23 protein-coding genes are annotated in these 21,207 nt (G+C 50.3%); 15 read left to right on the top strand and 8 right to left on the bottom strand.

Annotation, left to right across the window (positions count from 1 at the left end; translation table 11 throughout):
* Nucleotides 1-138 precede the first annotated feature (138 nt).
* Entirely contained in the window at nt 139-1,146 is a 1,008-nt protein-coding gene (gene astE, locus HZU75_RS00325) for a succinylglutamate desuccinylase (RefSeq protein ID WP_180307253.1), read from the top strand.
* 69 nt (nt 1,147-1,215) lie between these two features.
* Here astE and HZU75_RS00320 read toward each other — a convergent pair whose 3' ends face one another.
* Genes HZU75_RS00320 through rpe form a run of 3 tightly spaced genes read right to left on the bottom strand, consistent with a single transcriptional unit; the run spans nt 1,216 to nt 2,959 of the window.
* Nucleotides 1,216-1,878 (bottom strand): phosphoglycolate phosphatase, encoded by a 663-nt coding sequence (locus tag HZU75_RS00320; RefSeq protein WP_180307252.1) that lies wholly within the window; start codon nt 1,876-1,878, stop codon nt 1,216-1,218.
* A 53-nt stretch (nt 1,879-1,931) separates the two neighbouring features.
* Nucleotides 1,932-2,273, bottom strand: a complete 342-nt coding sequence (gene arsC, locus HZU75_RS00315) for an arsenate reductase (glutaredoxin) (protein WP_180307251.1) — start codon at nt 2,271-2,273, stop codon at nt 1,932-1,934.
* A gap of 8 nt (nt 2,274-2,281) precedes the next feature.
* A complete protein-coding gene (gene rpe / locus HZU75_RS00310; protein ID WP_180307250.1) occupies nt 2,282-2,959 on the bottom strand; it encodes a ribulose-phosphate 3-epimerase in 678 nt (225 codons plus the stop codon).
* Nucleotides 2,960-3,168: 209 nt separating this feature from the next.
* Here rpe and apaG point away from each other — a divergent pair, with 209 nt between their 5' ends.
* From apaG to HZU75_RS00290, 4 genes are all read left to right on the top strand, one after another.
* Nucleotides 3,169-3,546, top strand: a complete 378-nt coding sequence (gene apaG, locus HZU75_RS00305; RefSeq protein ID WP_180307249.1) for a Co2+/Mg2+ efflux facilitator ApaG/CorD — start codon at nt 3,169-3,171, stop codon at nt 3,544-3,546.
* Nucleotides 3,546-5,336, top strand: coding sequence for an ABCB family ABC transporter ATP-binding protein/permease (locus HZU75_RS00300; RefSeq protein WP_180307248.1), 1,791 nt, complete (start codon nt 3,546-3,548; stop codon nt 5,334-5,336). Before apaG ends, HZU75_RS00300 begins: the two co-directional genes overlap by 1 nt.
* Before the next feature lie 203 nt (nt 5,337-5,539).
* The gene (locus HZU75_RS00295) at nt 5,540-6,775 is read left to right on the top strand and encodes an amino acid permease (RefSeq protein ID WP_180307247.1); all 1,236 of its coding nucleotides are present in this window, start codon (nt 5,540-5,542) and stop codon (nt 6,773-6,775) included.
* Between the two features lie 140 nt (nt 6,776-6,915).
* Nucleotides 6,916-8,286 (top strand): L-serine ammonia-lyase, encoded by a 1,371-nt coding sequence (locus tag HZU75_RS00290; protein ID WP_180307246.1) that lies wholly within the window; start codon nt 6,916-6,918, stop codon nt 8,284-8,286.
* 18 nt (nt 8,287-8,304) lie between these two features.
* Here HZU75_RS00290 and HZU75_RS00285 read toward each other — a convergent pair whose 3' ends face one another.
* The 5 genes from HZU75_RS00285 to trxB form a co-directional block, all read right to left on the bottom strand.
* Entirely contained in the window at nt 8,305-8,991 is a 687-nt protein-coding gene (locus HZU75_RS00285; protein ID WP_180307245.1) for an ABC transporter ATP-binding protein, read from the bottom strand.
* Nucleotides 8,988-10,232, bottom strand: a complete 1,245-nt coding sequence (locus HZU75_RS00280; protein WP_180307244.1) for an ABC transporter permease — start codon at nt 10,230-10,232, stop codon at nt 8,988-8,990. The genes HZU75_RS00285 and HZU75_RS00280 overlap by 4 nt, the downstream gene beginning before the upstream one ends.
* Nucleotides 10,232-11,257 carry an efflux RND transporter periplasmic adaptor subunit gene (locus HZU75_RS00275; RefSeq protein WP_180307243.1) on the bottom strand — a complete coding sequence of 342 codons (1,026 nt, stop codon included), beginning with the start codon at nt 11,255-11,257 and terminating at the stop codon, nt 10,232-10,234. The genes HZU75_RS00280 and HZU75_RS00275 overlap by 1 nt, the downstream gene beginning before the upstream one ends.
* Nucleotides 11,258-11,522: 265 nt before the next feature.
* On the bottom strand, nt 11,523-11,714 hold the full coding sequence (locus HZU75_RS00270; RefSeq protein ID WP_180307242.1) for a hypothetical protein: 192 nt from the start codon (nt 11,712-11,714) through the stop codon (nt 11,523-11,525).
* Between the two features lie 305 nt (nt 11,715-12,019).
* On the bottom strand, nt 12,020-12,973 hold the full coding sequence (gene trxB, locus HZU75_RS00265; RefSeq protein WP_180307241.1) for a thioredoxin-disulfide reductase: 954 nt from the start codon (nt 12,971-12,973) through the stop codon (nt 12,020-12,022).
* A 196-nt stretch (nt 12,974-13,169) separates the two neighbouring features.
* Here trxB and HZU75_RS00260 point away from each other — a divergent pair, with 196 nt between their 5' ends.
* The 10 genes from HZU75_RS00260 to HZU75_RS00215 all read left to right on the top strand — a co-directional run bounded on the left by HZU75_RS00260 (nt 13,170) and on the right by HZU75_RS00215 (nt 21,186).
* Entirely contained in the window at nt 13,170-13,865 is a 696-nt protein-coding gene (locus tag HZU75_RS00260) for an ABC transporter permease (protein WP_180307240.1), read from the top strand.
* Nucleotides 13,866-13,868: 3 nt separating this feature from the next.
* Nucleotides 13,869-14,465 carry a P-loop NTPase family protein gene (locus tag HZU75_RS00255; RefSeq protein ID WP_180307239.1) on the top strand — a complete coding sequence of 199 codons (597 nt, stop codon included), beginning with the start codon at nt 13,869-13,871 and terminating at the stop codon, nt 14,463-14,465.
* Nucleotides 14,462-15,436 (top strand): MlaD family protein, encoded by a 975-nt coding sequence (locus HZU75_RS00250; RefSeq protein WP_180307238.1) that lies wholly within the window; start codon nt 14,462-14,464, stop codon nt 15,434-15,436. Before HZU75_RS00255 ends, HZU75_RS00250 begins: the two co-directional genes overlap by 4 nt.
* Nucleotides 15,436-16,236 (top strand): tetratricopeptide repeat protein, encoded by an 801-nt coding sequence (locus HZU75_RS00245; RefSeq protein WP_180307237.1) that lies wholly within the window; start codon nt 15,436-15,438, stop codon nt 16,234-16,236. Before HZU75_RS00250 ends, HZU75_RS00245 begins: the two co-directional genes overlap by 1 nt.
* A 175-nt stretch (nt 16,237-16,411) precedes the next feature.
* Nucleotides 16,412-17,137: a 30S ribosomal protein S2 gene (gene rpsB, locus HZU75_RS00240; protein WP_180307236.1), complete on the top strand. Its 726-nt coding sequence runs from the start codon at nt 16,412-16,414 to the stop codon at nt 17,135-17,137.
* A 98-nt stretch (nt 17,138-17,235) separates the two neighbouring features.
* Entirely contained in the window at nt 17,236-18,120 is an 885-nt protein-coding gene (gene tsf / locus HZU75_RS00235) for a translation elongation factor Ts (protein WP_180307235.1), read from the top strand.
* An 84-nt stretch (nt 18,121-18,204) separates the two neighbouring features.
* Complete coding sequence (pyrH, locus tag HZU75_RS00230; RefSeq protein WP_180307234.1) at nt 18,205-18,924, top strand: UMP kinase; 720 nt, start codon at nt 18,205-18,207, stop codon at nt 18,922-18,924.
* A gap of 107 nt (nt 18,925-19,031) precedes the next feature.
* Nucleotides 19,032-19,589 carry a ribosome recycling factor gene (gene frr, locus HZU75_RS00225; protein WP_180307233.1) on the top strand — a complete coding sequence of 186 codons (558 nt, stop codon included), beginning with the start codon at nt 19,032-19,034 and terminating at the stop codon, nt 19,587-19,589.
* A gap of 19 nt (nt 19,590-19,608) precedes the next feature.
* Nucleotides 19,609-20,364 carry an undecaprenyl pyrophosphate synthase gene (gene uppS / locus HZU75_RS00220; protein ID WP_180307232.1) on the top strand — a complete coding sequence of 252 codons (756 nt, stop codon included), beginning with the start codon at nt 19,609-19,611 and terminating at the stop codon, nt 20,362-20,364.
* A 3-nt stretch (nt 20,365-20,367) separates the two neighbouring features.
* Nucleotides 20,368-21,186, top strand: a complete 819-nt coding sequence (locus tag HZU75_RS00215; RefSeq protein WP_180307231.1) for a phosphatidate cytidylyltransferase — start codon at nt 20,368-20,370, stop codon at nt 21,184-21,186.
* The last annotated feature ends 21 nt before the right edge of the window (nt 21,187-21,207 follow it).

Below are 21,207 nucleotides of genomic sequence, written 5' to 3'. Positions count from 1 at the left end.
GCCACAGCTCAGGCCTGTTGGCGCAGCCAGATCGTACCAAGGCTGCTAAACTGACGGCCAACAATGCTTTGGTTTGGCCTGCGGTGTCGCTGTTGGTGTGGCGCACTGGGCCTGAGCCAGTTTTAACGAGGTTATCCGATGTCGAATTCCACCTTCTTACAAAAAACCCTAGCCGGTGAAACATCAATGGGCTTGCAGTATTGCTTGCCCAATGGGATGTGCGTTCAGGTACTGGATGAAGGGGTGATTCGCTTCGAGCCCAATGATGCTAGCAGCAGTGGGCTCGATTTGGTGGTGTCATGCGGTATTCATGGCAATGAAACCGCGCCGGTCGAGCTGGTCGAGCAATTGATCGAGCGTATTTTGCGGCAAGAGTTGCGGGTAAAATCGCGTGTGCTGTTTATTTTTGGCAATGTGGCGGCGCTGCGCGCGGGTAAACGGTTTGTTGAAGAAGATATGAATCGACTGTTTAACCGTAGCCCCGAAGTAGAAGATGGCCCTGAGAAGCGCCGCGCGATGATGCTGGAAATGCACGTTGGGCGCTTCTTTGGCAGCAACACCACGCCGCGTTTTCACTACGATTTGCACACGGCGATTCATGGCTCATTGATCGAAAAATTCGCCATTTACCCGCTACCCAAGCCCGGTTGCCGCTTTAGCGCGACCGAAATCGCCCGCTTAAGCTTGGCTGGTGTTGAGACGGTATTGCTGCAATCAACCAGTTCAAGTACGTTTTCTTATTCGTCCAACTACAAATACGATGCGCACGCTTTTACCATTGAATTAGGCAGTGCGCGCCCGTTTGGCCAAAATACCGGCATTGATCTGAGCAAAATGGATGCCTACTTGAGTGGCCTGATTCAAGGTCAATTGCCGCACCCAGAGCTGATTCCACCGCAGGTGCAGATTTTCCGTGTTTCGCGCGAAATCCCGAAAACCAGCCATGATTTCAAATTTGCCATCGACGGCAAAACCGATAATTTCACCCCGCTAGCTAAAGGTCTCACCTTGGCAGAAGACGCGGGTGTGCCATTTGTGATTACCGAAGACGACGCGCGGATTATTTTCCCCAACCCAGATGTACCGCCGGGGCAACGGGCTGGTTTGGTGATTGTGCCAGCGCGTAATTATTTGGCTGAGCAGTAATCGATCTACCCCAGGCAATAATAAAAAAGCCCGATCAATAGATCGGGCTTTTTTATGCTAGAAACCGATTTACTCTTCCAGAAAAGCAAACAGCTCATCAAAGCGATGGATAATGGCATCGGCGCCCATTTTTTCCAGTTCGTCACCATAACCATAGCTAACCAGTACATTCGGGCAGCCAGCATTTTTGGCGGCCAAAATATCATTTTTTGAATCGCCGACCATCAGCATGTTTTCCAACTCAATACCAAGTTTATCGGCGGTGTGGGCCAGTGGCAGTGCCGATGGTTTGCGCTCGGGCAGCGTGTCGCCCGCCACAATCACATCAAAATGCTCGAACACGCCCAGCTCGCGCAGTAGTGGCAAGGTGAAGCGCTCGGGTTTGTTGGTGATAATCGCCAGCGGCAGGCCACGCTCGTGCAGCGCGTGTAGGGTTTCTTGTACTTTAGGGTAGAACTTGGTCGCAATCGTCAGGCCCGCACGGTAGTGCAGATTAAATTGCGTCATGCCTTTTTGTTGCAACTCGCTGCCGTCAAATTCGGCGGCCATATCATCAGCTAGGACGCGGGCAACTAGGCTGGCTGCGCCGTCGCCGACATAGCTTTCAACGGTGTCTTGCGCCAACGGCGCGAGGCCCAAATCGGCGCGTGCGGCGTTGGCGGCGCGAGCGAGGTCGTGAATCGAATCGACGAGGGTGCCGTCGAGGTCAAAAGCGATAGCTTGGATACTCATGTGGGTATTGCTCTGTAATTATTTTTGAATGTGGCTTTGGGTTGTATACATTGCTAGTCAAGCAGGGCTAGGATATTTTCTAATGGCCTGCCAATCGCCGCTTTGCCGTTGTGAGTCAAAATCGGGCGCTCGATCAGTTTGGGGTGGCTGGCGAGTAGGGCGATGATGTCATCATCGCTCAGTGTTTTATCGCTACTCAACTCCCGCCACAGTTCTTCCTTGGTGCGCACTAGCGCGAGCGGTGCGATGCCAAGTTGCGCCAGTAATTCTCGAATTTGTGGCTCGGTCAGTGACTCATCCAGATAACGCCACACTTCTGGAGTATGGCCAGCATCTTGCAAAGCCGCGAGTGCTTCGCGGCTTTTGCTGCAGCGGGGGTTGTGCAGTAACTTCATAAATATCCTTATTTGACGGTGGCGAGTTCAGCGCGCATTTGGTCGATCACGGCTTTGTAATCAGGCTGGCTATAAATTGCCGAGCCAGCCACAAAGGTATCGATACCTGCAGCGGCAATTTGCGCGATATTGTCGACTTTAACGCCGCCGTCGATTTCCAGCCAAATTTCGCGGCCAGTTTTTGCGCTGTAGGCATCGATCAGCGCGCGCGCTTGGCGTGCTTTATCCAAGGTGGCAGGGATAAACGATTGACCGCCGTAGCCCGGATTCACTGACATCAACAAGATCATATCAATTTTATCCATCACATAATCGAGGTAATGCAGTGGCGTGGCGGGGTTAAATACCAAACCGGCCTTGCAGCCACAGTCACGAATCAGGCCGAGCGAACGATCGATATGCTCGGACGCTTCGGGGTGGAAGGTGATGATATTGGCGCCAGCCTTGGCAAAATCTGGGATGATGCGATCAACGGGTTTCACCATCAGATGCACATCAATCGGCGCATCGGTCCATGGGCGGATCGCGTCGCATACTAAGGGGCCGATGGTCAGGTTGGGCACATAATGATTATCCATCACATCAAAGTGAATAATGTCGGCACCGGCTGCGATGACGTTTTTAACTTCTTCGCCCAGGCGGGCAAAGTCGGCAGATAAAATACTTGGGGCGATGCGGAAAGTCATTGGTGGCTCCCTTGCTAAGTGTGATCACATTATGCCAGTTTGCCATTGGCTGAGAAATGCACCCTGATTAGCAACAAATTGTCGCGATATGATGGTTGGTGGATTGGTATTCTGAACTTTGGCCGCATTTGTTGCTGATCAGGTTAAAATTTTTCTTGCTGCGATGCCTTGCAATCAAAATTGTTGTCTAGGTTTTTAGGGATCAATATATGGAACACAGCTATCAAATTCGTGTCACCGCACGGCCGTTTTATTTGCCCGAGCAGTCGGATGAAGCTGAAGAGCAATATACGTTTGCGTATCAAATCACAATCGAAAATGCCGGCAGCATTACTGCCAAGCTAATCGCGCGGCACTGGATTATTGAAGACGCTGGTGGCAAAACACAGGAAGTGCGCGGCCTTGGAGTGATTGGTGAGCATCCGGAGCTGGCGCCCGGCGAAACTTTCGAATATACCAGCGGTGTTACTTTGGCGACTCCGGTGGGCACGATGCGCGGCACTTACCAAATGATCGCCGCTGATGGCACCGAATTTGAAGCCGAAATCGCCCAATTTGTACTTTCTATGCCAAGGACTCTGCATTAATGCGACCAAGTAGCACCGCGCCCATCGAGGGTGGCAATAACTGGAAAACCTTGAAGACCCTGCTGCCGTATTTGCTGCAATACAAATGGCGCGTCGCGCTGGCGCTCAGCTTGCTGGTGCTGGCTAAGCTCGCCAATGTGGCGGTGCCGCTGGTGCTTAAAGACATTGTCGATCAAATGGCGGCCAAAGACTTGGCGCTGGCTTTACCGGTGACATTGATTCTGGGCTATGGTGCGCTACGGTTGAGCTCGGCGGTGCTGGGCGAGATGCGCGACGCGGTCTTTGCCAAAGTCACGCAAGGCGCGATCCGCAAAATTGCACTGCAGGTGTTTGAGCATTTGCATCGTCTATCACTGCGGTTTCATCTGGAGCGCCAAACCGGTGGCATGAGCCGCGATATTGATCGTGGCACCAAGGGCATTTCGTTTTTACTCAATTTCACGCTATTTAATATCTTGCCGACTTTGGTCGAGATTGGCCTGGTGGCGGCAATTTTGCTGCAAAAATATCACTGGACCTTTGCCGCGGTAACGTTTGCGACGATTGCGCTGTATATCGGCTTTACGCTGGGCGTGACCGAATGGCGCATGCATTTTCGCCGTGATATGAATGATCTCGATTCCAAAGCCAATACTCGCGCGATTGATAGTCTGATTAATTACGAAACGGTGAAGTATTTTGGCAATGAGCGCTGGGAAGCCGAGCGCTATGACCATAGCCTGAGCAAATGGGAATCTGCGGCGGTTAAAAACCAAGTCTCGCTGTCGTTTCTAAATGCCGGTCAAGCGTCGATTATTGCCGTCGGCGTGACTTTGCTGGTGGGCATGGCGGCCAATGGCGTGGTGAAAGGTACGATGACTTTGGGCGATTTGGTGCTGGTCAATGCCTTCCTATTGCAGCTGTATGGTCCGCTCAATTTCCTCGGGTTTGTCTATCGCGAAATTAAAAATTCGCTGGCCGATATGGAAAAAATGTTTGGCCTGATGGCACGCAATGCCGAGATCAAAGACAGTGATAACGCCAAAACCGTCAATCTGGATAATGCCAGCGTTGAGTTTAGCAACGTCGATTTTGCCTACGACAGCAATCGCCCGATCTTGCATGGCATCAGCTTTCAGATTCCTGCCGGAAAAACCGTGGCGGTGGTGGGCTCCAGTGGCGCGGGCAAATCAACCCTGTCGCGGCTGTTGTATCGTTTTTATGATGTGAACCAAGGCGCAATTCGCATTAATGGCCATGATGTGCGCGAGCTGGCACAAAGCAATTTGCGTGCGCAAATTGGTATCGTGCCCCAAGACACCGTGCTGTTTAACGACACGATTTATTACAACATCGCCTACGGCAAACCGAGCGCGAGTCGAGAAGAAGTGATCGAAGCTGCCAAATCGGCGCATATCTACGATTTCATCATGCAATTGCCCGATGGGTTTGATACCACCGTCGGTGAGCGTGGCTTGAAATTATCGGGCGGTGAAAAACAACGCGTGGCGATTGCGCGTACCGTGCTGAAAAACCCGCCGATCTTGATTTTTGACGAAGCGACCAGCGCGCTCGATTCGCAAACCGAAAAAGCCATTCAGGCCGAATTGAAAGCCATTTCAGCAAATCGCACGACGCTCGTTGTTGCGCATCGTCTGTCGACGATTTCGGATGCAGATGAAATCTTGGTGATGCAGCATGGGCAAATTGTCGAGCGCGGCACGCATCGTCAATTGTTGGCCGCTGCCGGGGTTTATGCGCAAATGTGGGCGTTGCAATTGCATGATGAAGGTGAGCCTCAAGCGATTTAGCCAGTACCCCACAGGCATAATTTATTGCGCCTGATCAAATTTAACCCGTTAAATCGAATGGCTGTGGCAATTGTTCACAGCCATTTTTGCATTCTCTGCGCTCTAATTGAGTTATTCGCACTGCATATAGATTGCGCCGGGTTGAAGGCCGATCGTGCTTGGCGGCAATCGCCCGATCAATGGGCTTGTGTGGAGAATGCCTGATGCGCTTAGACCGTAAAGATTGGGAGTGGGTATTAACCTGCTTTGGTACCGCCGTAGGGGCGGGGATTTTGTATTTGCCGATACGGGCGGGCTTGGGCGGAATCTGGCCGCTACTGATTTTAACCGCGCTGATTTTTCCGGTAACCATGCTGGCGCATCGCGGTATTACACGGGTGGTGGCGTCCTGCCCGCAGCCGACCGATATCGTCGGCGCAGTCGAGCATGATCTGGGACGCAATGTTGGGTTTGCCGTATCGATGCTGTATTTCCTCTCGATTGTGACTATCTGCGTCGGTTACGCCACCGGTGTGACCAATATCGTGCAATCGTTTTTGCAAAATCAGTTGGGCATTGATGGTATTTCGCGCCCGATCCTGACCTTTTTGCTACTGGCTGGTTTAACCAGCGTGATTCTGGCCGGTGAAAAATTCATGGTGCGCGTGACCTCATTGATGACGTTCCCGCTGATTATCATGCTGGCCGGTTTGTCTCTGTATATGGTGCCGCAGTGGAACGGCGCAATTTTGGCGCAACCCTTTGTGGCGGGAGATGTGCTAAAAAATTTGCTGCTGCTGTTTCCGGTCTTGGTGTTTGCAATGAATTTTTCGCCGGTATGTTCTAGCTTGGCAGCCAGTTATCGCCAGCAATATAGCGCGCTAGAAGCGGTAGCGCGCACCGATGGCATCATCAAATGGACATCGCTGATTTTGCTGGTGTTTGTGATGTTTTTTGTGTTCTCGATGGTGCTGGCGACTTCGCCGGAAGTCTTGCTGCAGGCGCAGGCCAATAACGTCGATATTCTGACCACGCTATCGTTGCTGGTGCATCAACCACTATTGAAATATCTGATTCCTGTGATTGCTTTTCTAGCGATTGCTAGCTCGTATTTTGGTCATTTTGTAGGCACGCGCGAGGGCTTGGTTGGGATTAGTACGCGGTTGATGTGCTGGAATAATCCAGCCAAAGAAGCCCAGCTCGATCGCAAAAAAATCAACGCGGTGGTCACGGTCGTGATGATGGTCGGCTTGTGGTTTTTGGCGGTGTTTAATCCCCCGATTTTGAAGATTATTGGTGCACTGTCAGCGCCGATTATCGCGATTTATGCCTATTTGCTGCCGGTGATGTTGATGAAGCGGATTCCTCGCTTGATGGTCTATCGCTCAAGTTTCGCTAGCTTTGTGTTTGTGATGGGGTTAGTCGGTATTGCTGGTGATTTGGTGGGTAGCTATCTTTAATCATTCTGGAGTCTGTTATGTTGACCACAGTGCGGGTGAAAAGGCGAAGTGTCCGGCGGCGTGCCGTGTATCACTGGCTTAAGCAGCACGACCCGCAACTTGGCCAAACTGATTTGTCGCCAATCATGAGGAGTGGGGCCATGCTCAGCGTATTTGATCTATTTAAAATAGGCATCGGCCCGTCAAGCTCGCACACCGTGGGGCCAATGCTCGCGGCGCAACAATTTGCACAGACCTTGCTTGAGCGCGATTTGTTCCGACAAACCACCCGCGTGAAGGTTGATCTATATGGTTCGCTGGCATTGACTGGGGTGGGGCATGGTACGGTAGACGCCGTTGTGCTTGGTTTAGAGGGTAATACACCACGGGGTATTGAGCCTGATTTAATCGCTCCTCGCATGGCGCAATTGCGCGCAGGTGCACCATTACAGTTGGCTGGTCAGCAGCCAATTGACTTCGTGCTGGGTCGGGATGTTGAGCTGCATAAACTGCACTTTTTGCCGCAGCACGCCAATGGTATGTGCTTTTCGGCCTTTAATCAGGATGGCAATCGCTTGCTACATGAGACTTATTTTTCGGTAGGCGGTGGTTTTATAGTCAATGAGCGGCAATGGGGAGAGCAGAGCCCGAGCGAAACGCGCGTTGTACCCTATCCGTTTAGTAGCAGCGTTGAGTTGATGCAGCATTGCCGCCGCACAGGGCTGTCGATTGCGCAGTTGATGCTGGCTAATGAATGCGCCTATCGCGATCAGGCAACGGTGCGAGAGCTGCTGCTTGAAATCGCAGCGGTGATGCAGGCCTGTGTTGCAAAAGGTTGTCAGCACGAAGGCCGTTTACCTGGGCCGTTTGCGGTCAAACGGCGTGCGCCAGCACTCTATCGGCGTTTGGAAGCGATGCATATGGAAGGGCGCGCCGATGTGATGTTGTGGCCGATGTTGTACGCGATGGCGGTGTCGGAAGAGAACGCCAGTGGTGGCCGCGTGGTGACCGCACCGACCAACGGCGCGGCAGGGATTATCCCCGCAGTGCTGCAGTATTATCGCGATTTTACGCCCGATGCCAGCGACGAGGGGATTGTCGATTTTCTGCTCACCGCAGCAGCAATAGGCATGCTGTATAAAATGAATGCGTCAATTTCAGGCGCCGAAGTTGGCTGCCAAGGAGAGGTGGGCGTGGCGTGCTCAATGGCGGCGGGTGCTTATTGTGCTGTACTTGGCGGTACGCTGGCGCAAGTAGAAAATGCCGCTGAAATTGCGATGGAACATCATTTGGGGCTGACCTGCGATCCGGTTGGTGGGCAAGTGCAGGTGCCATGTGTTGAGCGCAACGGCGTCGCAGCTGAGAAAGCGATCAAAATCGCCCAACTGGCCTTGCTCGAAGATGGCGAACATTTGGTCAGCCTCGATAAAGTCATCGAAACCATGTATCGCACCGGGCTGGATATGAAAAACAGCTACAAAGAAACCTCACTCGGTGGGCTGGCGCTCACCGTAGCGCAGCCGGAGTGTTAGCGCGCGACTGCTGGTAAATCAGGCTTGCCATGTCGTATTGATTTGCCCATCGACGATGCTGATTCGGGTATCGGCTGCCGCTGCAAATTGCGCATCATGGGTAACGGCAATGACTGTTTTTCCCATCTCGTGCGCCAGATTTTTTAGTATTTCGCGTACATTGCCTGCCGAAGCGGAGTCGAGATTTCCCGTCGGCTCGTCGGCCAATATGATTTTCGGGTCGTTGGCCAGTGCACGGGCAATTGCCACCCGCTGGCGCTGGCCACCTGATAGCTGATGCGGGAATTTGTGCATTTGTCCGAGCATTCCGAGTTTTTCAAGTAATAACTCGGCTCGCTCATCGATCTCTTTGGTGTTGAGTTTTGCTAGCTTTCGCATTGGTAATGCCACATTGTCGCGAACGCTGAACTCGGCCAGCAAAAAATGAAATTGAAATACATAACCGAGATGCTGTAGGCGCTGCTCGGCTAATTCATCCTCGCTAAAACCAGCAGTATCAACGCCATCGAGCCAGATTTTGCCTTGGTTGGGAATATCCAACAGGCCAAGCAAATATAGTAATGAAGATTTGCCAGAGCCTGAAGGCCCCATAATGCAAACAAATTCGCCTGCTTGAATATCCAGTGAAATATTGTTCACCAGTTTGACGGGGACTTCGCCTGAGATTTCCCGATGCAAATTTTCGGCGCGCAGCATGCTGCTCATGTTGCACCTCGTAAGACATCCACCGGATGCAAGCGGCTGGCGCGGCGGGCTGGTAGGTAAGATGCAGCAAGACAGGATAGCAACGCAAATGCCGCCGCAATGATAAATTGCTCTGCCCCCCACCAAATGGGCAAATTACTGATTTGGCTGGCTCCCGGTGGCTTGATCTCGACCATGCCAAGCCCCTGCATCAGACCAGCGCCCAAGATTAATCCTAAGATACTGCCCAGCACGCCAATAATCGCTCCTTCCAGCAGAAAAATGGTGAGTACATCGCGGGCATGAAAGCCCATCGATTTTAAAATCGCAATGTCACGCGTTTTTTCGATCACAAAAGTCGAGATGGTGTTGTAAATGCCGAAAGAAGCCACGACCAAAATCGCCGCTACCACGCTGAACATGATCAGATTTCGTATGACTAATAGGCTCAGAATATCTTCGGAGGCTTCTAGCCAAGAAACTGCTTTGTAGCCAAACTGTGTTTCTAATTGTTGTGCAAGCTCGCGGGCCAGATAGGGGTCTTTGAGTTGTAAAATAAACCGATTAATCCGCTGTGGCCTCTCTAGCAAGGCTTGAGCCTGTTTGAGAAGTACGAATGTCTGGTTTTCATCGTAACTGGCGTTGCCTGACTTAAAAATACCGACCACTCGCAGCGTGCGAGTGGCATTTTCACCCGCAACGATGCTGATGGTACTCCCGAGGCGCAAGCTAAATTTCTGAGCTAGATTATTGCCGATAATAATGCCGCCCGGCTCGATATCCAGTGAAGCCAATTCCCCCGCGATGAATTTATCCTCCAGAAAAGACACCTCGCGCATCATCACTGGTACGACACCCGACAAGCTCACCCCTTGTTGGCGGCCCGCAAATTGCAGCACTGCAGAGCCAACCAGTACAGGCGCAACTTTGACGCCATCTATCGCTTGCAAAATAGCCAGTTTTTGCTGATAGCTACGAATGCCGCGGGTTTCATTGAGTGGTTTTACATGGCGAATTGCCACCGCGGCATCAGGCCAGCGTATCTGCGCCGCTTGCTCGCTGGCCGAGCGATTTTCATCTGAAATGGTGATGTGCGGACTGCTGTCGATCAGTCGTTTGATAAAGTCTTTTTCCGAGCCTTGCATCAAGGCCGAGACCGCTAGAAAAAAAGCGACGCCCAAAATAACACCGCCCAACGACACCAAAGTGGCGCGTAGTCTGCTGGTTAGGTGGGTGCGGGCAACCGCAAGCAGGAGTCGCATTATGGTTGGTTAGCTTTGTTAGGTATATGTTCAGATACTAATCTTAATGAGCGGTTGGGACGAATACCCTTGGGAATTGGCCAAATGATTTGCGTGTTTTCATCAAGCCCCGCCAAGACCTCACTTTGCTTGGCTCCCATAATTCCTAGTTTGACTGCGCGTTGCTTTGCCTGACCTTGTTCAAAAATCCAAACCTTGCCCCCTTGTATGGTTTGAGTGGGAATCAGCAGTGCGTTGGCTTTTTCTTGCATAATCAGATTAGCTTCAACCGTCATTCCAACTCGCAAATCATTGGCGTTGAGTACGCCAATTCTGACCCGATAACTGCGCGATACCGGATCGCCCTTGGGGGTGATCGCAGCTACTTTGCCATCCAGCACGACATTGGGAAAAGCGGGGGCGTGTAGCACTACATTTTGCCCCACTTTGACATGAGGAATATCTTCTTCATCGACCTCGGCACTCACGCGTAAAGGTGCACAGCAAGACATGGAAAGTAGTACTTGTCCTGCGCTGACAAATTGCCCGACTTCGGCGTCGCGTCGCAAAATAACGCCATCGGCAGGTGCGTGTAGCGTGGTAAATCCTTGTAGCGCCTGGGCGCGTCTGAGCGCTGCCTGAGTTGCATTGGCTTCCGAATTAACGCGATCCAGCTCGGCGCTGGAATAAAACCCTTGGGCTACCAGTGAGGCAGTACGCGCTTGTTGCTGCTTGGCGTATTGCGCACGTGCTGCTTGTTCATCAACGGTGCGTACAACGTCCAGCGCTTCAAGTTCGGCCAGTAGTTGCCCTTTGCGAACCGTTTCACCTTCAATGACGTGCAGGCTCTTGATATGGCCGCCCACTCGGGGAGCGATAGGCAGCAGGATGCTGGGTTCAACCAAACCGGTGGCATAGATCGCCTCAATGGCGATACCGCGCTGGGGTTTGCTAACGCTGACTGTGAGTGGCGCATAGTAACTCCACCCAAAATAGGCGAGTGCTGCGCTTAGCAATAATAGAAAGATTAACCACGAACGTCGCATGCCGTGCCTGTGCCGATGAGTAATAGAGGGCTTGAAAATAGGCGATGTATCGAGAGCCTGCTTCATTATGGCTGATTGCATTAGCGAGACTAATTTTCTTTGCGTCTATTTGGCGCCGCTTTGATCTAAGCTGCGTAATCGGTGTAGTCGTGTGGGCGCGGGTAGCGAACTTAAAAGCGAAAAATTTGATCAGTTGTTGCGCAGTATTGTGGAGTAAACGGTAATAAAAAACCCCTTTCTGCTGGGAAAGGGGTTTGCACGGGGTTTAAGGTTGCTCGAGATAATCGAGTGACTTTTCTGCTCTTTCCGCGGCAAGATCAGCCAAGGCGTTACGGATCTGGCGTTTGGTTTCAAATTGTTTTCGGTACGTGCCCATCACAGCGATTTCCATATTGCGCTGCGCTTCTTCCAAAGAACGACGTTGACGAGAGGTTTTGAACGTAGACGGCAGAGACATGGTGATTCCTCTTAAAGGTTAAACCAGTAATTCTTGGCTTTTTAGCCCCGAGTACAGCCCAGCAAGCATGTCAATTATGTATGTCAATTTAAAGACAGAACATCATTTTTTTCTGCATATTGAATCTATGCAACAGATGTGGTGAAAGATAGCGGTCAGCTCGTTGCGGTGCACCATGCTGGTGCTGCCGATGCAGTATTTTTCCTGTCAAAATAAAAAGCCCCAAACAGAAAATACTGATTGGGGCTAGGGGTATGCGCTTAAAGCCTAATATTGGTAGAGCATATAGGGCGATACCTGTTTAATTAACGAAGGCTTTCCAAGTAACGGTCGGCATCGAGTGCGGCTTGGCAACCGCTAGCCGCTGAGGTCACAGCTTGACGGTAGATATGGTCTTGCACATCACCGGCGGCAAAGACACCCGGTACGCTGGTGGCGGTCGCATTGCCGTCACGACCACCTTTGGTAATCAGGTAGCCAGTTTGGTCCATGTCGAGTTGACCTTTGAAAATATCGGTATTTGGCTTGTGACCAATTGCGATAAATACGCCGTCCACTTTGATTTCTTTAGTTGCATCGCCACCAAATTGTTTCAAACGCGCGCCAGTCACGCCGCTGGCGTCGCCCAATACTTCATCTAAAGTTTGGTTCAGTTCAAGGCTGATTTTGCCTTCAGCGACTTTTTCCATCAGATGATCAATCAGGATTTTTTCCGAGCGGAAAGTATCGCGGCGATGGATCAAAGTCACATGGCTAGCGATATTGGCCAAATACAGCGCTTCTTCAACTGCAGTATTGCCACCACCCACTACCGCAACTGGTTTGCCACGGTAGAAGAAACCATCACATGTCGCACAAGCTGAAACGCCGCGGCCAGCAAATTCTTCCTCAGACGGAAGGCCTAAGTACTGAGCCGATGCGCCAGTGGCGATAATCAGCGCATCACACGTGTATTCACCCGAGTCACCAACCAGACGGATTGGCTTTTCGTTGAGATGCGTGGTGTGAATATGATCAAAGATCATTTCGGTGCCAAAACGCTCGGCGTGTTTTTGGAAACGACTCATCAATTCTGGGCCCATTACGCCATCGGCATCGGCTGGCCAGTTGTCCACATCGGTTGTGGTCATCAATTGACCGCCTTGCGCAATGCCGGTAATTAAAACCGGTTTCAAGTTCGCGCGCGCGGCGTACACTGCGGCGGTGTAACCGGCAGGGCCTGAGCCAAGAATCAGCAAACGGTGGTGTTGAGTCGCCATGGTGGTTCCTTTGGAGTAATGTAATCGTCTGTAATGTAATTGATCTGTCGCTATGTTGCAGGTGCAAACAATCGCGCTAGTTTAAAGCTTTGTGCGGTGACGTTCTATTCGTTTGTTGCTATCGTTGCAATAGAAATTCTCTCGCTTTGGCTTCTAGCAAGCCATTGATACATGTTAGATGGGGTGGGTTGCTGTTTTGAAAAGATGGTTGCGGCATTATTTACAGGCTTTTTCAGGGCTGGCCAGAGCGCCGGTACGACGCGTTTATCTCAAGCAAGTGTATTTCACCGCCAACGAAGCAGCCTGGTTGATGTTTTTTATTGGTTTTGCTTTGGGTGGCATTGTGGTCACGCAATTGCACGGTCAATACGGGCAAAGTCGTGATGCCGCGATGCGCTTATTGGGCTCGCTGACTTTTACCGAGCTGGCCCCGCTATTAACGGTGTTGATTATCATGGCGCGATCGGCTTCCGCCATTGCGATTGAGTTGGCATCCATGCGAATTAATGGTGAAGTGCGCGAGCTTGAGCGTATGAATATCTCTATTCCTAGCTATTTATTGTTGCCGCGTGTGCTAGGGATGATGACCTCTGCGGTGTTGCTAACTGCTTGTATGGCGCTGGGGTCGATGCTGGGGGGCGTGCTGATGATTTCGGGTTGGGATGCCAGCTATCAAGTGTTGGCGATAGATCGGGTATTGGGGATTACGGCTGTGCTGCTGGCCTTGGCCAAGGCGGCTACTTTTGGTTTGGCCGGCGGCTTATTAGCCTGCCATGCTGGCTTGAATGTGCAATTGAGTGCCACCGAAATTCCACGCGCTGCATCACGTGCGGTGATTCGTGGCTTATTTGCCCTGTTTGTGCTCGATTTGTGTTGGGCTTTTGTGAGTTAGTCAATGAGCTTGCGCCGTAATAAACCCAAACAATGGCACTTTACGCCAGACCCGCTGCTCAAGCCTGGGGTATATGCTTTGCATGTGCTGGATGAAGATGCTAATGCCAGCTTGATTGATGCCTTGGCGCGACAAATTCATGCGCTCGATCAAGGTGCGTTGGGGATTCTGGAGGCTAAGCCAGTCTTTATTAGCAATTTACGCGTGTGGGAAAATATAGTATTACCAAGTTGGTATCATTCCGGTGAGCATTTATCGGGGCTGGATCAGCGTTTGCAAGATTTTCTGGCCCCGCTGAAATTTGATTCCACGACGTTGATAGATAATTTGGCGCTATTGCCTGCTCAGCTGGATACTGCGCATCGCCGTATTGCGGCCTTGTTGCGCGCCTTGCTGCAGCAGCCCAAATACTTGCTGATCGAGCAAGAATGGCTAACCTGGCTGCAGCAATCACGGCAGCGAAATACCTTACTTGCACAGCTCTACGATGCATATACTGGCGCTGAGTATGTTTTTGTAATTACATCAGAGGCTGACTTACCTGGGTATACCTATGTAAATACGTCCACTGATATGGCTAAAGAAAGTAGTTGGATATGAAGCAACACCACTTATTAAAAGACCTGGATCCGCGCTTTCAAATGTTGGGTTGGCGGGTAGGTTTATTTGCGGCAGTGATTGGCGTGATTATTGTTGCTTTGCTGCTAATCTTGGCCGAGCGGCAGGGGCTCTTTAATGCTAAAGAGCGCCTACATTTTGTTGCCGAAAGTGGTGCGGGTTTGGCACCGGGGATGCAAATTCGCCTCTCTGGTTTTCGTATTGGCGTTGTCGACGAGGTGTCACTCAACGAGCAAGCTAAAGTAGATGTGGAAATTTTGGTTGAAGAGCGGTACATGAAATGGATTAAAGCCGATTCGATCGCGATTTTGCAGCAGGATGGTCTGATTGGTGACCATTTTATTGAAATTTCAGGTGGCACAGCCGCAGCAAAAAGAATGGAAGAGGGCGGTGTGTTGAGCTTTGTTGCAACAATGAGCTTGGCGGATATTGCACTCGATATGCGCAGTCGCGCCGAGCCTATCTTTGAATCCGTGCAGGAAACATTGCGCTATGCTAATGATCCGCAGGGAGACTTGCGGCAAACGATGAAGAATGTGCAGGAACTAACTGCGGAGTTGCAACAAACTAGGCAAAAAGTCGATTTGCTGCTCACGCGAGCTGATGGATTGTTGGATCGCGAAGCCAGACAAACCCTCACGAGTGCCGACCGGTTGCTAAATCGTGCCGATGTAATTGCTAGTGAAGTGAGTCGCCAATTGCCACCGATGCTCAATGCCGCAGCATCCTCGCTGCAGAGCGCTCAAGCAATCAGTGCTGATGCAAGTATCACTATGCATGTGTTGCGTAACTCGGTTGAGCAAGCTGCTCCGCAAATCCCCGGAATGTTGCGAAACGGCGATGAATTAATCCGTCGCAGTAACGAGACGGTTGAGGCTGTTCAGCACATTTGGCCGCTGAGCCGACAATTGGATCGTGCACCCTTGGCCGCCCCAAGTGTGGAGAGTCGCTGATGAAATCCTCGTTGGTCTTGATTGTTTTGGGGTTTATGTTACTAACTGGGTGTGCAAATTCGACAAAACAAGATGCACCTGCTTTGCGTATTTCTGCTGAGGCTAGTCACGGCAAGGCTTTGAAGGCGATACATGCTGGTGATGTTGAGGGCGCTGCCCTGTGGTGGTCGCAAGCGTTGCTGCAGTATCAGGCCTTGGATGATTGGCCTGGGCAGGGGATGGCGCGTTTGGGGTTGGCGCAGGCTCAGCACAAAGCGGGGCAAGTTGATCGAGCTATCCAAACCTTAAAACCGATGGTGGCGCAAAGTGGCTTTATGGTTGCACAACGTGCACAGGCGCATTTGCAATTGGCACAGTTATGGCTAAGCGATGATCAAAATGCAGGTGTGGCAGCGATGCATCTGGCGCAATCGGAGCAGTTGTGCGCAGCCCCTTGTCAAATGCGCTGGGCACAAATCAATATGGCCGCAAAGATTGCGTTGTTAAATAAGGACTGGCCTCGGGTAATGCAATTGACCGTCAGTGTGCTAGCTGGGGCTGCCGAGGGTGAGGAGAAGGAAGTCGCACATAGCCATCAATTACAGGCTCAGGCTCAGCTGGCGCAGCTGCAGCTTGCCGGTGCGCTGTATTCAATCGATCAAGCCCTAGCCTTGGATCGAAAATTGGCACGCCCAGATTGGTTGCTGGCTGATTATCGAGTGCGATTGCAGATCGTCCAGTTGTTGTCGGATAGTGAGCAAATTACTCTAACAGAGCAAAAAATCAGCAGTTTGTGTGAAGCATTGCGCTGTAATCGCTAAATGTACTTTTGCTTCGTGGCAAAGTTCGGCTTGAAGTTTGCATTATTTCGCGGTTATAATCGTCGACTAGCTGTGCAAATGGTTTGCGCAGTAATTTTCCCGTCCGTATCTCAAGGGTGCTTTGATTAGTTCCTACGGGCGGAAGACCTTAACCCCTGAGACTTTGGAGAAATCAATGTCTGTTAGCATGCGCGATATGCTGGAAGCCGGCGTACACTTCGGCCACCAAACCCGTTACTGGAACCCGAAAATGGGCAAATACATTTTCGGTGCTCGCAACAAGATTCACATTATCAACCTCGAAAAAACACTGCCAATGTTTGAAGATGCACTGAAATTTGTGCGTCAATTGTCTGCAAACAAAGGTAACGTATTGTTCGTAGGTACTAAACGCGCTGCTCGCGAAATCATTGCTGAAGAAGCTACTCGCGCAAATTCACCATTCGTTGATCACCGCTGGTTGGGTGGTATGCTGACTAACTACAAAACAGTTAAGCAATCGATCAAACGCATGAACGACATGAAAGCTGTGTTGGAAAATGCTGAAGGTACTGGCTACGGCAAGAAAGAATTGCTGGACATGAAGCGCGAAGTTGAAAAACTCGAGCGTTCATTGGGCGGTATCAACGAGATGGGCGGCTTGCCAGATGCGATTTTCGTAATCGACACTGGTTACCAAGCTGGTACTATCGTTGAAGCTCGCAAGCTCGGTATTCCTGTAATTGGCGTTGTTGATACTAACAACAACCCAGAAGGTATCGACTATGTAATTCCTGGTAACGATGACTCTTCTCGCGCTATCCGCCTGTACGCACGTGCAGTTGCTGATGCGGTGCTGGAAGGCCGTAACCAAGCAACTCAAGCTTTGGTTGCTGCAGTTAGCGAAGCTGCTGCAGAGTAATCAAAACGCTGAAGTGAATACATCTAAAAAAGGGGCGTTTCGCCCCTTTTTTGTAACATTGACCTAATAGACTGAAGTCCTATATTCAGGAGAAATTCATGGCTGCAATTACTGCAAAAATGGTTGCCGAGCTGCGCGAACTGACTGGCCTTGGCATGATGGAGTGCAAAAAAGCGCTGGTTGAAGCTGATGGCGACATCAAAAAAGCTGAAGAAGTACTGCGCATTAAATCTGGCAACAAAGCTTCTAAAATGGCTGGCCGTACCGCCGCTGAAGGTACTGTGGTTGCTTTCATTTCTGATGACAAGAAAGTTGGCGCGATCATTGAAGTAAACTGCGAAACCGACTTCGTAGGTAAAGATGAGAACTTCGTTGCATTCGCTAAAGCTTGTGCTAAAGCCGTTGCTGTAGCAAATCCAGCTGATGTTGCTGCTTTGGGTGAAGTGAAAACTGACTCTGGCGAAACTGTTGAAGAAGCTCGTAACGCAATCATCGCTAAATTGGGTGAAAACATGACTTTGCGTCGTTTCGTGCGTTACGAAACTGCTGGTCAGTTGGCTGCTTACCTGCACGGTGCCAAAATTGGTGTGTTGGTTGATGTTACTGGTGGTGATGAGCAGTTGGGTCGTGATTTGGCGATGCACATTGCTGCAAGCAAACCAAAAGCATTGGATGCTTCTGGTGTTGATGCTGAGTTGGTTGAGACTGAGCGTCGTGTAGCGATTGAGCGTGCTAAAGAAGCGGGCAAATCTGGTGATATGCTGGAAAAAATCGCAGAAGGTACTGTTAACAAGTTCCTGAAAGAAGTGACTTTGCTGAACCAAGTGTTCATCAAGGCCGAAGATGGCAAACAAACCATCGAACAACTGGTTAAATCTAAAGGTGCAACAATCAACGCATTCACAATGTTCACTGTTGGTGAAGGCATTGAGAAGAAAGTGGTTGATTACGCCGCTGAAGTTGCTGCAGCAGCACAACTTTAAGTCTATATTAGACTGAATAAACGCCGCGCCCTTGGTGCGGCGTTTGCACGACCACGCCCGAGTAAACTGAAAAGGAAAATGCGAATGAGCCAAGTGAAAAAATATAACCGTATTCTGTTAAAACTCTCCGGCGAAGCTTTGATGGGGGATGATAGTTACGGGATTAATCGGGCTACTATTGACCGGATCGTGCAAGAGATTAAAGAAGTAGTTGACCTTGGTGTGCAAGTGGCCGTGGTTATTGGTGGCGGTAATATTTTCCGTGGCGTAGCGCCAGCAGCTTCTGGTATGGATCGCGCTACTGCAGACTATATGGGTATGCTTGCAACGGTAATGAATGCACTTGCTTTGCAAGATGCAATGCGCCATGCGGGTATTGTTTCCCGTGTGCAATCAGCGCTTACGATTCAGCAGGTTGCTGAGCCATATATTCGTGGTAAGGCAATTCGCTACTTGGAAGAAGGTAAAGTGGTAATTTTTGGTGCTGGTACCGGCAATCCTTTCTTCACAACTGATACCGCTGCAGCGTTGCGTGGTATGGAAGTTGGCGCGGATATCGTACTGAAAGCCACAAAGGTGGACGGTGTTTACACTGATGATCCTAAGAAAAATCCTGATGCAGTGCGTTATCAGACTGTGACGTTTGATGAAGCAATTGGCCGTAATTTGAAAGTGATGGATGCGACTGCATTTGCACTGTGTCGTGACCAGAAGATGAATATTTGTGTGCTTAGTATCTTCAAATCAGGCGCTTTAAAGCGTGTGGTGCTTGGGGAAGATGAGGGTACGCTGGTACACTGCTAAGATTGTATCGAACTCATTGCAGCGGGCGGGTATAATCCCGCCTGTTTTTTATTGCGGATGCCATTGCGCAGCCGTCATTATTGCTGAAGTGTTGTGGGGGTTACCAAATGATTGCGGATATCAAAAAAGCAACTGAAGAAAAGATGGTGAAAACTGCCGAGAAGTTGAAAACTGACTTGGCTAAAATTCGTACTGGACGTGCGCATACCGGTTTGCTTGATCATGTGCAAGTTGAATATTACGGCAGTATGGTGCCAGTGAATCAAGTGGCTAATATTACGCTGATCGATTCGCGTACGATTGGTGCACAGCCGTACGAAAAAAATATGGTTGGCAAGGTAGAAAAAGCGATCCGTGATTGTGATTTGGGCTTAAATCCTGCCGCGCAAGGCGATTTGATTCGTGTTCCGATGCCGATGTTGACCGAAGAACGTCGTAAGGATTTGATTAAAGTGGTGCGTGGCGAAACAGAAGATGCTCGTGTGGCAGTACGCAATGTGCGTCGCGATGCGAATGATCAACTTAAACGTGCGCTGAAAGATAAAGAAATTTCTGAGGATGATGAGCGTCGCGGTCAGGATGATATCCAGAAACTCACCGATAAATATATCGCTGATCTGGACCGCCAGTTGGCAGAGAAAGAAAAAGAATTGCTGACGGTTTAATTGATAAAGGCGGTAAAGCGTGGCTTTGTTTAATCGCGGCGGCGAGCAGGATGTTGACCTCTCTAAAGGCGCATTGCCGCAACACATTGCTGTCATTATGGATGGTAATGGGCGCTGGGCTAAAAAGCGTATGATGCCCCGCATCTACGGTCATAAAAAGGGCGTAGATGCACTTCGGGATGTTATACGTGCCTGTGATGAGCTCAATGTGGCTTATTTAACCGTATTTGCTTTTTCTAGTGAGAACTGGCGCCGCCCCGCCGAGGAAGTGTCTTTTTTAATGGGATTATTTCTGCAGGTGCTCGATAGCGAGATCGAGCGCATGATGCGAAATAATATCCGATTGAAAATTATTGGTTGTCGCGAAAAATTTTCTGCGGAGTTGGTTGAGTTGATTATGTCCGCAGAGGCTAAAACGGCTAGTAATACCGGCCTGTGTTTGACGATTGCCGCGGATTATGGCGGTCACTGGGATATCCTTAATGCGACTAGGGCATTGCTGCAGGCTCAGCCAGAATTAGTCGCTGGTTTTGACGAGGACGCAATCAAGCCTTATCTGGCAATGGCATACGCCCCCGATCCTGATTTATTCATTCGCACGGGCGGTGAGCAGCGAATCAGTAACTTTCTGCTTTGGCAATTGGCTTATACCGAACTCTATTTTACTGATCTAGCTTGGCCGGAATTTGGCCGTACACAACTACGTGAATCAATTGCATGGTATCAGCAACGAGAACGCCGTTTTGGTCGAATCAGCGAGCAGCTAAGCGAATAAGCCATGTTAAAAACTAGAATCATGACAGCCGCAGCCTTGCTGCCTATTGTATTGGCGGCACTTTTTTTCTTGCCAGCCAATGGGTGGATATTTTTTTGTGCAGGGCTCTTGGCTTTTGCTGGGTGGGAGTGGCAGCGCCTATCCGCAATGAATGGGGTTTGGGCGCTTTTTTACCCTCTAGTGGTGCCGATGGCCTTTCTTGCGGTTTGGTATTTCTGCCCGCTGGAGATCCGAATTGGACTTATCTTTGCATCAGCAATTTTTTGGTCAATTGGGGTTCCTATCTGGCTTAAATCAAAGTGGTGTCTAAGTCAGGCTGGGAATTTAAATGGTCTGTTAGGCCTTGCCCTTTTAGTGCCTGCTGCAATGGCAATGGTGATTTTGCACCCAGATGGTAAAACCCTGCTGTCGATTATGATGATTGCGTGGATTGCTGACACGTTTGCCTATTTTAGTGGCAAAGCGTTTGGCCGTCATAAGTTGGCTCCAAGTATCAGTCCTGGTAAAAGCTGGGAGGGCGTGTACGGTGGTACGCTAGCCGTAATCGTTTATGTGCAGTGGTTGCCTAAACCATTTCTCCTGTTTCCAAATACGGCATTGGCTACGCCAATTGGCCAAGCTGCAATTTGGTTGCTAATTGCTTTATTGCTTACCGCCGTTAGTGTAATGGGGGATTTGCTGGAGTCGCTCTTTAAGCGGCAAATTAATATCAAAGACAGTAGCAATTTATTGCCTGGTCATGGGGGTGTTCTTGACCGGATTGATAGCCTACTTGCAATTTTGCCAGTGAGTGCTGCAATTTATTTGTCACAATTGCTCTAAATGGCATGTATCCAGGAAGTG

Origin of the sequence: Chitinibacter fontanus (assembly GCF_013423785.1) — a bacterium.
Taxonomy (GTDB): Bacteria; Pseudomonadota; Gammaproteobacteria; order Burkholderiales; family Chitinibacteraceae; genus Chitinibacter; species Chitinibacter fontanus.
Note: the sequence above shows the minus strand (reverse complement) of the source record. Positions and strands in the feature narration are given on the sequence as shown.